This window comes from Bradyrhizobium cytisi (assembly GCF_008123515.1).
GTDB lineage: Bacteria > Pseudomonadota > Alphaproteobacteria > Rhizobiales > Xanthobacteraceae > Bradyrhizobium > Bradyrhizobium cytisi.
The window spans coordinates 36,872-51,321 of record NZ_VSSR01000037.1; the positions used below are offsets into that span (position 1 = coordinate 36,872).

The window sequence follows — 14,450 nt, forward strand, 5'->3', positions numbered from 1 at the left end:
ACAATGGCGGAGGAGCGCGCGCGGCTTATAGTCCTGCGCTGGTGGCATAGCCTAGCCCGATTTTGGGCCCTTGGCATGCAAATCCGCATGGGTCCGCCAATTGCGTCCCTATGGAAGGCTCAAATGGTGACTTGGGTTCCGACTTCAACCACCCGCCCGGTCGGAATCTGGAAATAGTCGGTGGCATCGTTGGCTGAGCGGCTGAGCGCGATGAACAGGTGATCCTGCCAGAGCGGCATGCCCGACTGCGCCGACGCCTTCAGCGAGCGCCGAGACACGAAGAACGACGTCGACATGATGTCGAACTGCCAGCCCTGCTTGCGCGCAATCGCGAGCGCCTTGGGCACGTTCGGTTGCTCCATGAAGCCGAAGCGCAGCCGGACCTTGGAGAACTTCTCGCTGATCTTCTCCATCTTGAAGCGCTCGGAGAGATCGACCCGCGGCGTGTGCGCGGTCTCGATGGTCAGGATCACGTTGTGCTCGTGCAGCACCTTGTTGTGCTTGAGATTGTGCAGGAGCGCGGTCGGCACGAAGGCGGGATCGCTGGTCAAAAACACCGCCGTGCCCTTGACGATGTGCGGCGGCCGCTTCTCCAGGCTGCGGATCAGATCGTCCAGCGGCACCTCGATCCGGCGCGTCTTCTGGATCAGAATTCCCGAGCCGCGCCGCCAGGTCCAGATCGTCCCTGCCATCGCCGCACCGAACAGCAGCGGCACCCAGGCGCCTTCGAGCAGCTTCAGCAGGTTGGCGCTGAAGAAGGTCATGTCGACCATGACGAAGGGCAGGATCACGACCGCGGCCGTCGCCGCGCGCCAGTTCCACAATTTCCAGATCACCACAAAACCCATGATGCCGTCGGCGACCATGGTGGTGGAGACCGCGATGCCATAGGCCGAAGCCAGATTGCTGGGCGTGTGGAACAAGAGCACCAGCAGCATCACGCCGATCAGCAGCAGCCGATTGACGCGCGGCAAATAGATCTGGCCGGCATGGGACTCGGAGGTGTAGCGCACCTCGAAGCGCGGCAGGAGGCCGAGCTGCACCGCCTGATAGACCAGCGAATAGGCGCCGGTGATCACCGCCTGGCTCGCGATCACGGTGGCCGCGGTTGCAAGGCCGACCAGCGGCAGCAACAGATGCTCCGGCACCATGCGATAGAACGAATGCTCGATCGCGCTTGGATCGGACAGCACCAGTGCGCCCTGCCCGAAATAGTTGATCAGCAGCGACGGCAGCACGAAAAACATCCAGGCCGACTGGATCGGCTTGCGGCCGAAATGGCCAAGGTCGGCATAGAGCGCCTCGCCACCGGTTACGGCGAGGAAAACCGCGCCGAGCGTCACCAGGCCGATCGTGCCGTGCGACAGCAGGAATTGGAACGCATAATAGGGATTGATCGCGGCCAGCACGGACGGATCGTCGGCGATGTGAATGACGCCCAGCACCGCCAGGACGGTGAACCAGATGACCATCACCGGCCCGAAGGCCGAGGCCACCAGCGCGGTCCCCTTGCTCTGGACCGCGAACAGCAGCACCAGGATCAGCACCGTCAGCGGCACGACATAGTGCTCGAACGCCGGCGTCGCGAGCTTGAGGCCGTCGACCGCCGACAGTACCGAGATCGCCGGCGTGATCATGGAATCGCCGATGAACATGGAAGCGCCGACCACGCCGAGCGCGAGCAGGAACCAGCTCCGCCGCCCCAGCGCGCGTTGGCCGAGCGCCATCAGCGAGAGGGTGCCGCCCTCCCCGTTATTGTCGGCCCGCAGCAGCAGCAGGACATATTTGGCGGTGACGACGATCAGAAGCGCCCACAGGATCAGCGAGAGCACGCCGAGCACCATGATCCGCGTCACCGGCTCGCCATGGGCCGCGCCCCTGACCGCCTCGTGGAACGCGTAAAGTGGCGAGGTGCCGATGTCGCCGAAGACGACACCGATGCTCCCGAGCGTGAGGGACCAAAAGCCGGAGGTGACCGGCCCTTCCTGGGTCTCGGTCGATGTGATGCTCGCCGTCATGAGGGTGGAAAACGCTTCGTCCCTGGAATTGATCCGGCGCCTTTTGAAGCTTCCGGCGCGCCTGTCAATCGGCCCCCCACCATAGCAGGCGCGGAGCGAGATGCTGTAATGGCGCGGCCACGTTCGTCGTCTTCGCGACGAATAGCCTCAGGTAAAATGGTAGCGCAAGAGGTTTAGGGCTTCAAGTTCGGCGGCAGCGGCGGATCCTCTCGCATCAAGGTGATGGTGACGCGGCGGTTCGCCGCCAGCGACGGATCGTCCGGGAACAGCGGCTGCGTGTCCGCCTTGCCGGAGACGGCGAAGATATGCGACGGCGGCAGGCCCTCGCGCTCGAGGATCTGGCGCACGGCGTTGGCGCGGTCAGCCGACAGGTCGAAGGCACCGTAGTCGCTGCGGGTCGGCACGAAGCCGGCCGCAGTGTGGCCGGCGATCGAGACGCGCAAGGGGGTCGCCTTGAGGGGCACCGCGAGCTTCTCGATCAGGCGGCGGGTGCGGTCGTAGGGCACCTTGGAGCCGTCCGCGAACATCGAGCGGCCGTCCTGGTCGACGATCTCGAGATTGAGGCCCTGCTTGGTCTCCTCGAACATGATGTGCTTGGACATCTCGGTCAGCTCCGGCAGGTCCTGCAAGGCCTGTCGCAGCGAGGCAGCGGCGAGCGCGAAGTTGCGGTCGACCTTGATCTTGGCGCCGGACGTCTTGTCGCGATCCTCCTGGTCCGGTGTCGGCGTGTTGGAGGCCTCCTCAGGCTGGATGTGGTCGACGTTCTTCAGCCGCGCGCGGGTCGGCAGGCCGTCGGATTCGATGATGCCGGCGTAGCGCGCTTCGCTCTGGACGCCGAAGGCCTCGCGCATGGAGCCTGCGACGATCTTCAGCTTGTTGGCGTCCTGGGTGGAGAATGCGACCAGCATCACGAAAAACGCCAGCAGCAACGCCATCAGATCCGCAAACGTCACGAACCAGCCATGGCCGCCATGTGCTTCTTCGCGTTTTTTCTTTGCCATCGGTCAGGTCCCGACGTCCGGCGTTACGCCGGAACCGGCTCGCCTTCGGCGTGGCGGTGCTTCTCGGGCAGATAGGCCAGAAGCATTTCGCGCACCAAAGTCGGGCTCTTGGAGTCGCGAATCATCAGAATGCCGTCGATGATCAGCGTGCGATTGGTTTCCTCGTCGATCAGCTTGCCATGCAGCTTATCAGCGATCGGCAGGCAGAGCAGGTTCGCTACCAACGCACCATAGAGAGTTGCCAGCAGGGCGGTCGCCATGAACGGGCCGAGCTTCGAGGGATCCGACATGTTCGAAAACATCTGCACCATGCCGATCAGCGTCCCGATCATGCCGAATGCAGGCGCGCAGTCGCCGACGGCGCGGTAGATCTTGCTGCCTTCGTTGAGATGCAACAGGAAATTGTCGCGATCGCGCTCCAGATTATCCCTGATGAAATCGAGATCGTAGCCGTCGGCGACGTAGCGGATGCCCTTGGCGAGGAACGGCTCGTCGGTCTCGACCTTTTCCAGGCCGACCGGGCCCTGCTTGCGCGCGATCTCGGCGATGCGGGCGAGCTCGTCGACGAGATCATGGGCCGACAGACGGCTCATCGTGAAGGCGAACTTGGCGCCAAGCGGCAGGCCGTGCATCAGCGCCGAGAGCGGAAAGCGGATCATGGTCGCTGCGGCCGATCCTCCGAAGATGATGATCATCGCATGATCGCTGATGAACATGTGCAGATCGCCGCCGAGAAACACCATCGTCGCGATGACGATCATGCCCGCCAAGAGGCCGGCGCCCGTCATAATATCCATGGGAGTCTCCAAAGCGAACGCAACAACGGCCGTCCTGGCCGGTGGCGCGGTCCAACCCCGAACCGCATCGGAAACCCTAAAGACCCGCCCTTAAAGCCGCGTAAAGGTTAAGTTCAGCCGATGCGACGGAGCGGCGCGGTGCGCGGAAATGACGGCGGCTTTGCCGTTCTGCGACACCAATCTCAACGTTCTGCTAACCATGAATGAGGCGCGTCAGGACGACAGTCCTGTCAGCTCCAGGCTGAGCGCGCGCAGGCGCCTGCGCGCATCGGCGTCATAGGCCTGCGGATTGGCGCGCGCCTCGTTCATGCCGTTGAAGAACAGGCCGCTCTTGCCCGCGACATCGTCGCCCTGGACCAGATGCAGGATGGCAGCACCACCTTGCTCCACCGTCGACATCGGCGTGATGCCGCCGGCGCGTACCATCGTGGTGTTCATATAGGTCGCCGGATGCAACGAATTCACGGTGATGCCGACGTCCTTGAGCTCGGCCGCGAGATCGATGGTGAACATAATCTGCGACAGCTTGCTCTGCGCATAGGCGCGCGAGCCGCTGTAGCCCTTCGTGATCATGACGTCGTCGAAATCGATCGGATGCTGGCCGAGCGACACGACATTGACGATGCGCGAGGGCGGGGCGACTTTCAGCAACGGCAGCAGCAGATGGACGAGCAGAAAACCCGAGAGATAGTTCACGGCAAAGCGCAGTTCGTGACCGTCGCGGCTCTCCTGACGCTGCGGACCGCCGTTCTGCGAGCCGATGCCGGCATTGCTGACGAAGACGTCGAGACGCTGATGATCGCGCGTCACGGCGTCGGCGAGCGCGCGCGTACCTGCCATCGACGACAGATCGGCTTGATAGAAAGTCGGCGCAGTGTGGCCGGCCTTCACGATCTCGTCGATCAGTGATTTTGCACGCTCGTCACTCCGGCCATGGATCAGAACGCGTGCGCCCTCGGCGGCAAGGCGGCTTGCGACATAGCGCCCGACACCATCGGTCGAGCCTGTGATCAGAACCGTCTTGCCGCGCATGTCCATGGAGCTACTCCGAGATTAGTGGATCTCCGCCGAGCGCTTCAGCGCGGCCTTGAGCTTCTCCAGGGAGAAGTCCGGGCTGCGTGCGATCTCGAGGATCGGCGTCTCGCGGCGGCCGCAGAGTTCGGCGGCCTCGGGGAGCTTCGCGGCAATGTCGAGCGGGATCACGATGGCGCCATGCTGGTCGGCGTGGATCAGATCGTCGGACTTCACGGTCATGCCGGCGACGCGCACCTCGCCGCCAAAGCTCTCCGCGTGCACCCATGCATGCGACGGGCCGATCGAGCCCGCGAGCGCCTGGAAGCCCGGGGCCCATTGCGGGATGTCGCGGATCGAGCCGTCGGTGATGACGCCGAGGCAGCCGAGCGCCTTGTGCACGTTGCTCTGCACCTCGCCCCAGAACGCGCCGTAGCCGGCGTCGGGACCGTCGATGTCCTGGATCACCGAGACGCGCGGCCCGTGGCCGGTGCCGACATATTCGTAATATTCGATGCGGCGCTTCGACTGTTCTTCGGCCGGCAGCGACGATTTCAACACCGAGCGGATTGCGACGGTGCGGGCGTAACCGACGATCGGCGGCAAATCCGGGAACGGGCAGACCAGCTGCTTGGTGGTGTAGCCGATCAGGCGGCGCTCGGGCGCCACGATCTCCATGGCGTTGCAGATCGTCGGCGTGTCGTAGCGGCCCAGCGCTTCGAGGACGGAAGCGGGCAGCGGCCCGGTCGCGGTATTGGTCACGGCGTTATCTCCCAGATTGGCGGCTGATTGACGCGATGCCGCCGTCACAGGGCGATATAGCCGAGATCGGGTCTCAACCCAACTCGGGCGCACTCATGGCAGATATCCGCGCGCGATCGCTCAGTGCAGCCGTCCGGGCCGGTCGTCGTCGTGTGGCGGCTCGGACAGGCTTGCCATTGTCGGCGCCGAGGGCGGCGACGAGACCTCGCTCCCCGCAGGGGCGATGGCTTCCATCGCACGCGCCTGGTCGCGATAGGATTTGTAGCCGAGCGGCAGGCCAAGCAGATAGAGTACCGTGCCGATCGAGAGCACGTGCCAGGGATAGGCGATCACAAGCGCGATGAAGAAGATCACCGCGACGAACGCCGGCAGCACCAGCTCCGGCGGCACGCGCATCCGCTTGGTCTTGCCGGAGAACACCGGCAGGCGCGAGACCATCAGGAAGGCAATCAGGAGCGTATAGGCCGCTGTCACCGCCGCCGGTGCGCGACCGAGATCGAGGAAGGCGACGTAGATCGGCAGCAGCACGGTGATAGCGCCGGCCGGCGCGGGCACGCCGGTGAAAAAATTGGCGGCGAAAGCGGGCTTGTTCGGATCGTCCATGGTGGCGTTGAAGCGCGCGAGCCGCAAGCCGCCGGAGATCGCAAACACCATGGCGGCGATCCAGCCGGCATTGCCGAGCTCGTGCAGCTGCCAGAAGTACAGCATCAGGCCGGGCGCGACGCCGAAATTGACGAAGTCGGCAAGGCTGTCGAGCTCGGCACCGAATTTGGACTGCCCCTTGATCAGGCGCGCGACGCGGCCGTCGATGCCGTCGAGCGCGGCCGCGAACACGATGGCGTAGACGGCGAGCGACATACGCCCCTCGATCGAGAGCCGGATCGAGGTCAGGCCGGCGCAGATCGCCAGCAGCGTGATGACGTTGGGCACCAGCATCCGCACCGGGATCGGGCGGAACCGCCGGCGGCGAACATCGGGATCTCTGTAGTCGTAGGGCGTCATTGGCGCGTCCTCACCTGCAGGCGAGATATAGCAAGCCATTTCCCCCTCCGCCATTGCGGCGGAAGGCCCCCGACAGCGGCTTCTTGGTTAATTGGCGCGATAGGAGCGGTTCGGGTCGTCTCCGGTGAGATCGGCCAGGATGGTCTCGCCGGCGATCGCCGTCTGCCCTTCCGAGACCAGCGCCTTGGTGCCGACTGGCAGGTAGACGTCGAGCCGCGAGCCGAAGCGGATCAGGCCGAACCGCTCACCGGCGCCGACCGCCTGCCCTTCCCTAACGAAGCACACGATGCGCTTGGCGATGAGACCAGCGATCTGGATCACGCCGATACGGCCCTGCGGCGTCGAGATCACCAGCGAATTGCGCTCATTGTCCTCGCTCGCCTTGTCGAGCTCGGCATTGATGAACAGGCCCGGCCGATAGGCGATGCGGTCCACCCTGCCCGCCACCGGGCTGCGGTTCACATGGCAGTTGAACACGCTCATGAAGACCGAGATGCGCGGCAGCGGACGGTCGCCGAGCCCGAGCTCGGCCGGCGGCAGCGCCATGGTGATCATCGAGACACGGCCGTCGGCGGGCGACACCACGAGCCCGTCGCGCACCGGCGTCACGCGCACGGGATCGCGGAAGAACAGCGCGCACCATACGGTGAGGATGGTGCCGATCCACCCCAGCGGCGACCACAGCCAGAACAGGACGAGGCTTGCCAGCGCAAAGCCGCCGATGAAGGGATAGCCCTCTTTGTGGATCGGCGGGATCTGACGCTGGATCGAATCGAGAATGGACATCGCTATCTGCCGCTCAGGGGTTGATGGCGCGGGTCGTCTCGCGCACCGGGGTTGTTTAGGCCAGAGTTGGGATCGGAGACAAGCTCACTCCGCGGCCGCTTGCGCCGTGAGGGCGTCCTCGACCGGCGGCGGCTCCCGGTTGGGCGCATCGCTGCTGTCGGCCATCCGGGCCAGTTTCTCGCGTGCGGCCTCGGCCTCGCGCTGCCTGTTCCACATGCTGGCGTAGAGACCGCCCTGTACGAGCAGGCTGGCATGGGTGCCGCGCTCGGCGATGCGGCCCTGGTCCAGCACGATGATCTCGTCGGCACCGACGATGGTCGAGAGCCGGTGGGCAATGACGAGCGAGGTGCGGTTCTTGGCCACACGGTCGAGCGCGCCCTGGATCTCGTGCTCGGTGTGGGTGTCGAGCGCAGAGGTCGCCTCGTCCAGCACCAGGATCGGCGGCGCCTTCAGCACGGTGCGCGCGATCGCGACGCGCTGCTTCTCGCCGCCCGACAGCTTCAGCCCGCGCTCGCCGACCTGGGTCTCGTAGCCCATCGGCGCCATGCGAATGAAATGGTCGATCTGCGCCAGCCGCGCCGCCTCCTCGACCTCGGCATCGCCAGCGTCCCAGCGGCCGTAGCGGATGTTGTAGCGGATAGTGTCGTTGAACAGCACCGTGTCCTGCGGCACCATGCCGATGGAGGCGCGCAAGCTCGCCTGCGTGACCTCGCGGATGTCCTGGCCGTCGATCAGGATCTTTCCGCCGGAGATGTCGTAGAGGCGGAACAGCAGGCGCGAAATGGTCGACTTGCCGGCGCCGGACGGGCCGACGATCGCGACCGTCTTGCCGGCCGGCACCTCGAAGCTGATGCCTTTCAGGATCGGCCGCGCCGGCTCATAGGCAAAGCGCACGTCCTCGAAGCGCACCGTGCCGGCGGAGACGACCAGCGGCTGCGCGCAGGGCTCATCCTTGATCTCGGCCTCGCGGCCGATCACGCCGAACATCTTCTCGATGTCGATGATCGCCTGCTTGATCTCGCGATAGACCATGCCCATGAAGTTCAGGGGTTGGTAGAGCTGGATCATCATGGCGTTGACCAGCACGAAATCGCCGACCGTGTTGGTGCCGTTGCGCACGCCGATCGCGCACATCAGCATGGTCGCGGTCAGGCCCAGCGTGAAGATCACGGCTTGCCCGGTATTGAGCACGGCCAACGAAGTGTAGGCGTGGACGCTCGACTCCTCGTAGCGCGCCACCGAACGGTCGTAGCGCTGCGCCTCTCGCGCCTCGGCGCTGAAATATTTCACGGTCTCATAGTTGAGCAGCGAGTCGATCGCCTTGGTGTTCGCCTCAGTGTCGGAATCGTTCATCTTGCGGCGGATGCCGATCCGCCATTCGGTCGCGACGTAGGTGTAATACATGTAGACCGTGACGGTGATCAGGGTTGCGACCACGTAGCGCCAGTCGAACTGCCACAGCAGCACGGCCAGCAGCAGCGAGACCTCGACGATGGTCGGGATCAGCTGCAGGATCACCATGCGCACGATGACCTCGATGCCCTCGCGGCCGCGCTCGAGCACGCGCGTCAGGCCGCCGGTCTTGCGCTCGAGATGAAAGCGCAGCGACAGCTCGTGCATGTGGACGAAGGTGATGGTGGCGAGCTTGCGCACCGCGTGCATGGCGACGCGCGCGAAAATGCCGTCGCGCCATTGCGTCAGCACCGCCATCACGATGCGCATGACGCCGTAGCTCGCGGTCAGCAGCAATGGCGAGGCGATCACCCAGAGGTGCCAATTGTCAGGCTGCACCGGCGCGGTGTTAGCGCCGGTCAACGCATCCGTCGCCCATTTGAAGCTGAACGGCACCGTCAACGTGATCAGCTTGGCGGCGAGCAGCAGCACCATCGACCAGACCACCCGCATCTTCAGGTCGACGCGGTCGCCCGGCCAGATGTAGGGCCACAGATGCGCCAGTGTGCCTATCAGGGTGGCCCGCTCCAGCGGTCCGCCTGAGGGATCAGGCACGTCGGGGACGTCTGGCGAATGAGGTGGGCTCATCAAGAAACCTGAAGGCCCGCCGGATGCGGGCGCGTTGCGATTAACTGTTTTCGCTCGTCATATAGAAGCTTCCGGGGGCCAGCGCACCCCGCCAGATGGCGAATCTTCGATTGTTTGTCGCCATTTACCGGTAGATTTGCGGGCGGTCCGAATCACCGATTGGGCTTGACGCCCATTCGCTGCAATGCATCATGGCGCCAATGAGCACGATCAAAACCGTCTGTGTCTATTGCGGCTCCGGTCCCGGAACCAATCCCCACTTCACCGAAGGCGCCAAGGCATTCGGCAAGGCGCTCGCCGAGAGCAACATCCGCCTGGTTTATGGCGGCGGCTCGCTTGGCCTGATGGGCTCGGTCGCGACCTCCGTGCTCGATCACGGCGGCACCGTCACCGGCATCATTCCCGAATTCCTGCGAAAGCGCGAGAATGCGCTGACCCGCGTGCAGGAAATGATCGTCACCCCCGACATGCACGAGCGCAAGCGGCTGATGTTCGAGCGCTCCGACGCCTTCGTGGCGCTGCCGGGCGGCGTCGGCACGCTGGAGGAGCTGGTCGAGCAGCTGACCTGGAAGCAACTCGGCCGTCACGCCAAGCCGGTGCTGCTCGCCAATTTCGACAATTTCTGGGAGCCGCTGTTCTCGCTGCTGTCGCATATGCGCCAGACCGAGTTCATCCGCGCCGGCCTCTCGGTCGATATCCTCAAGGCCGATCGCGTCGAGGACATCTTGCCGAAGCTGAAGGCCGCCGTGGCCCAGCTCGCCGAGGCGGAAAAGCAGCTCGCCCCGGAAGTGGCGCGCAAGCTTTAAGCCTCACTCGCTCGGAAACGTCACCGCCTCGATCCGGTTGCCGTCGGGATCAAGGACGAAGGCTGCGTAGTAGCGCACGCGGTCGTGCGGGCGAATGCCCGGCGCGCCATCCGATGCGCCGCCTGTCGCAAGCGCGGCAGCGTGGAATGCATCGACCTCGGCCGTCGTCTTCGCCCGCAGGCAGATGTGCACGCCGCTCTCCGGCGGCACAGGCGGCATGGCCTCGCGCAGATTGATCCAGAACTCGGGATAGGCCTTGCCGAAGCCGACCGTGCGCGGCCGCGTGACGAGGCGGGTGAGGCCGAGGGCGGCGAGCGTGGCTTCATAGAATGCGGCGGAGCGCTCGATATCGCTGACGCCGACGGAGATGTGGTCGATCATTGCTAGCGCTCCCCTCTCTCCTCGTCATTGCGAGCGAAGCGAAGCAATCCAGAGTCTTTCCGCGGTGACAGTCTGGATTGCTTCGCTACGCTCGCAATGACGGCGTTTGTAGCACCGCCGCGCCCTACGCCGGCGCGCCCGACTTCACGAGCTTGTAGATCACCGAATCCATCAGCGCCTGAAACGATGCATCGATGATGTTCGGGGACACGCCGACCGTGGTCCAGCGATCGCCGGTCTCGTCCTCGCTCTCGATCAGGACGCGCGTCACCGCACCGGTGCCGCCGTTGAGGATACGCACGCGGTAATCGATCAGCGTCAGGCCCTCAATGTACTTCTGGTATTTTCCGAGATCCTTGCGCAACGCGACGTCGAGCGCGTTCACCGGGCCGTTGCCCTCGGCTGCCGAGATCAGATGCTCGCCTGCAACGTCGACCTTCACCACGGCCAAGGCGACCGTGACGCGCTCGCCAAGCGCGTTGTAGCGCTGCTCGACATTGACATCGAACTGCTCGACCTCGAAATATTGCGGCACTTTTCCGAGCGTGCGGCGCGCCAGCAGATCGAACGAGGCGTTGGCGGATTCATAGGCGTAGCCGGCAGCCTCCCGCTCTTTCAATTCCTCGACCAGTCGGGTCAGCTTCGGATCTCGCTTCTCGTAAGCGATACCGGCGCGGTCGAGCTCGGCCATGACGTTGGAGCGGCCGGCCTGGTCGGACACCAGCACCTTGCGGTGATTGCCGACGGTCTCCGGCAACACATGCTCGTAGGTCTGCGGATCCTTCATCACGGCGGAGGCGTGAATGCCGGTCTTGGTGACGAAGGCGCTCTCGCCGACATAGGCGGCATGGCGGTTCGGCACGCGGTTGAGCATGTCGTCGAGCGTACGCGAGACCTTGACCAGCGTTGCAAGCTTTTCCGGCGTGACCGAGATATCGAAGGTGTCGGCGAATTCCCGCTTCAGCTTCAAGGTCGGAATCAGCGAGCAGAGGTTGGCGTTGCCGCAGCGCTCGCCGAGTCCGTTCAGCGTGCCCTGGATCTGCCGCGCCCCGGCGCGCACCGCGGCGAGCGAATTCGCCACCGCCTGCTCGGTGTCGTTATGGGCGTGGATGCCGAGATGGTCGCCGGGGATGTGCTTGGTCACCTCGGTGACGATCGCCTCGATCTCGTTCGGCATGGTGCCGCCGTTGGTGTCGCACAACACCACCCAGCGCGCGCCGGCCTCATAGGCGGCCCTGGCGCAGGCGAGCGCGAAGGTCGAATCTTCCTTGTAGCCGTCGAAAAAGTGCTCGCAGTCGAGCATGACCTCGCGGCCGGCGGCCTTTGCCGCTGCGACGCTGTCGCGGATCGAGGCAAGATTTTCCTCTTTCGTCGTCTCCAGCGCGACGCGTACCTGATACGCCGAGGACTTTGCCACGAAGCAGATCGCGTCCGCCTTCGCGTCCAGGAGCCCGGCGACGCCGGGGTCATTGGAGACCGAGCGGCCTGCCCGCCGCGTCATGCCGAAGGCGGTGAAGCGCGCATGGTTCAGCTTCGGCTTGTTGCCGAAAAATTCGGTGTCGAGCGGATTGGCGCCGGGATAACCGCCCTCGACATAGTCGATGCCGAGCTCGTCGAGCATCGCTGCGATGACCTGCTTGTCGGTCAGCGTGAAGTCGACGCCGTTGGTCTGCGCACCGTCGCGCAGCGTGGTGTCGAACAGATACAGACGCTCCTTGCTCATTGCAGCGCTCCCGATGCGGGTCCGGTGCCGAACGTTTTCTGCATGGTGGTGTTGGCGAGCCACTCGTCGTTGACGGTGATGCTATTGCGCTGCATGGCGATATAACCGCGCTTGGCGAAGAAGCCTTCCGCCGTATCGCTGGCGTCGACCGTCAATTTTTCCGCGCCACGGCCGCCGGCGAGCTTTTCCAGCGCGTCGACCAGCATGGTCGCAATGCCCTGCCCCGCCACGGCCGGATGAACGTAGAGCATACGGATGTGATCCTTGCCGCGCAGCGAGGCGAAGCCGACGGGCGAGCCGTCGAGCGTCGCGATCAGCGTCAGGTCGGCCGCCAGCCGCTTGCCGAACTCCTCGTCCTCCGCCGCCGCCATCCAGGCTTCCTGCTGCGCCTCGCTGTAGTCGTCGCCGGTCAGCTCCTGGATGCTGGCGGCGAAGATCGCGGCCAGCATGGGAACGTCATCAGGCAAAAACGGCCGCAAGCCGGGCTTGGGATGCGCTTGTGCCATCACGCGAGCTCCCAGGTCGTCACCGGCTTGCCGTCGGAATCCTTGCCGTCCTTAATGACGACGCCCTTGGCCGCGAGCTCGTCACGGATGCGATCGGATTCCCTGAAGTCTTTTCGCGCCCGCGCAGCCGTGCGCTCCGCGATCAGGCGATCGATCTCGCCGGCATCGATGCCACTCGCCTGGCGCTTGCGACCCTCCCATTGCGCCACACTCTCGGACAGGAAGCCGAGCAGACGCAGCGACGCGGAAAGACCGGCCGCATCGGACGAATTGCGCAGACCATGCAGCGCCGCGATCGCCTGCGGCGTATTGAGGTCGTCGAGCAGGGCTTCGACCACGGACGCCGCCGGCGTTGACGGCGCGACGTCAGCGGCAAAGCGATACCAATCGTTGAGCGTCTTGGCGCTCTCCTCCAGCGACTTCATGGTCCAGTCGATCGGCGAGGTGTAGTGCGTCTTCAGCATGTTGAGGCGCAGCACCTCACCCGGCCAGTCCGCGAGCAGCTCGTGGATGGTGATGAAGTTGCCGAGGCTCTTCGACATCTTCTCGCTCTCGACCTGCAGAAAGCCGTTGTGCATCCAGTAGTTCGCCATGCGCTGCTGGTGAAAGGCGCAACAGGTCTGGGCGACCTCGTTCTCGTGATGCGGAAACACGAGATCGATACCGCCGCCATGGATGTCGAACTGCTCGCCGAGATGCTTCCAGGCCATGGCCGAGCATTCGATGTGCCAGCCCGGACGTCCCTGCGCGGCGATGCCGGCCGGCGACGGCCAGGACGGCTCGCCGGGCTTGGACGGCTTCCACAGCACGAAGTCGGTCGAATCCTTTTTGTAGGGCGCGACCTCGACGCGCGCGCCGGCGATCATTTCGTCAAGCGACCGCTTCGACAGCGCGCCATAGCGCGGCAGCGTGGAATTGGCCGCGTTCATCGCCTGCGGCGAGAACAGCACGTGGTCCTCGGCAGCGTAGGCAAAGCCGCCGGCAATGAGCCTTTCGATGATCTCGCGCATCTCGCCGATATGCTCGGTCGCGCGCGGCTCGACGCTCGGCCGGAGCGCGCCGAGCGCATCGACGTCGGCGTGAAACTGCTTGCCGGTCTGCTCGGTGACCTTGCGGATCGCCTCGTTCAGCGGCAAGCCGGGAAAATCCCGCGCGGCGCGATCGTTGATCTTGTCGTCGACGTCGGTGATGTTGCGGACATACTTCACGTGCGCCTCGCCATAGAGATGGCGGAGCAGCCGAAACAGCACGTCGAACACGATCACCGGCCGCGCATTGCCGATATGGGCGAAGTCATAGACGGTCGGTCCGCAGACATACATGCGGACATTCTTGGGATCGATCGGCTCAAACGGCCGCTTCGTCCTCGTCATCGTATCGTAAAGACGCAATTCCATATGGATACCCGTCGGCTGTTGGCCGGGCGTCCAGTGCTCTCAACGGTTTTGAGAAAAGACGGCTCCAGCCAGCGAATCGCTAGCTCGTAATCTCGCGGCAAATAATGCAGATGGCGAGGAGACCGTTCATGCGGCGACATATGGGCCACGAAGGCGCCTTTCGTCAAGAGAGCCGCGAAAATGCCGCTTTATTTCCGCAATGCGCGGCCGCACCGCCTTG

12 protein-coding genes and 1 pseudogene are annotated in these 14,450 nt (G+C 64.5%); 1 reads left to right on the top strand and 12 read right to left on the bottom strand.

Annotation, left to right across the window (positions count from 1 at the left end):
* Window positions 1–119 precede the first annotated feature (119 nt).
* The 8 genes and pseudogenes from FXB38_RS22310 to FXB38_RS22345 form a co-directional block, all read right to left on the bottom strand.
* Entirely contained in the window at window positions 120–2,018 is a 1,899-nt protein-coding gene (locus tag FXB38_RS22310) for a potassium transporter Kup (protein ID WP_148753131.1), read from the bottom strand.
* A 173-nt stretch (window positions 2,019–2,191) separates the two neighbouring features.
* Window positions 2,192–3,019 (bottom strand): OmpA/MotB family protein, encoded by an 828-nt coding sequence (locus FXB38_RS22315; protein WP_148753132.1) that lies wholly within the window; start codon window positions 3,017–3,019, stop codon window positions 2,192–2,194.
* Between the two features lie 23 nt (window positions 3,020–3,042).
* Window positions 3,043–3,816: a motility protein A gene (locus FXB38_RS22320; RefSeq protein ID WP_148753133.1), complete on the bottom strand. Its 774-nt coding sequence runs from the start codon at window positions 3,814–3,816 to the stop codon at window positions 3,043–3,045.
* Window positions 3,817–4,029: 213 nt separating this feature from the next.
* On the bottom strand, window positions 4,030–4,854 hold the full coding sequence (locus tag FXB38_RS22325; RefSeq protein WP_148753134.1) for an SDR family NAD(P)-dependent oxidoreductase: 825 nt from the start codon (window positions 4,852–4,854) through the stop codon (window positions 4,030–4,032).
* A 15-nt stretch (window positions 4,855–4,869) separates the two neighbouring features.
* On the bottom strand, window positions 4,870–5,589 hold the full coding sequence (locus FXB38_RS22330) for an RraA family protein (protein WP_187435058.1): 720 nt from the start codon (window positions 5,587–5,589) through the stop codon (window positions 4,870–4,872).
* Window positions 5,590–5,709: 120 nt separating this feature from the next.
* Window positions 5,710–6,591 carry a CDP-alcohol phosphatidyltransferase family protein gene (locus FXB38_RS22335; RefSeq protein WP_148753181.1) on the bottom strand — a complete coding sequence of 294 codons (882 nt, stop codon included), beginning with the start codon at window positions 6,589–6,591 and terminating at the stop codon, window positions 5,710–5,712.
* Window positions 6,592–6,678: 87 nt separating this feature from the next.
* Window positions 6,679–7,404, bottom strand: a pseudogene (locus FXB38_RS22340) (phosphatidylserine decarboxylase); the annotation flags it as partial.
* Window positions 7,405–7,461: 57 nt separating this feature from the next.
* Window positions 7,462–9,417: an ABCB family ABC transporter ATP-binding protein/permease gene (locus FXB38_RS22345; RefSeq protein WP_148753137.1), complete on the bottom strand. Its 1,956-nt coding sequence runs from the start codon at window positions 9,415–9,417 to the stop codon at window positions 7,462–7,464.
* Window positions 9,418–9,617: 200 nt separating this feature from the next.
* Between FXB38_RS22345 and FXB38_RS22350 the strand changes: the two genes are divergently transcribed.
* Window positions 9,618–10,223 carry an LOG family protein gene (locus FXB38_RS22350; protein ID WP_187435059.1) on the top strand — a complete coding sequence of 202 codons (606 nt, stop codon included), beginning with the start codon at window positions 9,618–9,620 and terminating at the stop codon, window positions 10,221–10,223.
* Window positions 10,224–10,226: 3 nt separating this feature from the next.
* Here FXB38_RS22350 and FXB38_RS22355 read toward each other — a convergent pair whose 3' ends face one another.
* The 4 genes from FXB38_RS22355 to cysS form a co-directional block, all read right to left on the bottom strand.
* Window positions 10,227–10,604, bottom strand: coding sequence for a VOC family protein (locus FXB38_RS22355; protein WP_148753139.1), 378 nt, complete (start codon window positions 10,602–10,604; stop codon window positions 10,227–10,229).
* 124 nt (window positions 10,605–10,728) lie between these two features.
* Complete coding sequence (cimA, locus tag FXB38_RS22360; protein WP_148753140.1) at window positions 10,729–12,327, bottom strand: citramalate synthase; 1,599 nt, start codon at window positions 12,325–12,327, stop codon at window positions 10,729–10,731.
* Window positions 12,324–12,833 (bottom strand): GNAT family N-acetyltransferase, encoded by a 510-nt coding sequence (locus FXB38_RS22365; RefSeq protein WP_148753141.1) that lies wholly within the window; start codon window positions 12,831–12,833, stop codon window positions 12,324–12,326. Before FXB38_RS22365 ends, cimA begins: the two co-directional genes overlap by 4 nt.
* Window positions 12,833–14,230, bottom strand: a complete 1,398-nt coding sequence (gene cysS, locus FXB38_RS22370) for a cysteine--tRNA ligase (RefSeq protein WP_148753142.1) — start codon at window positions 14,228–14,230, stop codon at window positions 12,833–12,835. The genes FXB38_RS22365 and cysS overlap by 1 nt, the downstream gene beginning before the upstream one ends.
* Window positions 14,231–14,450: the final 220 nt, after the last annotated feature.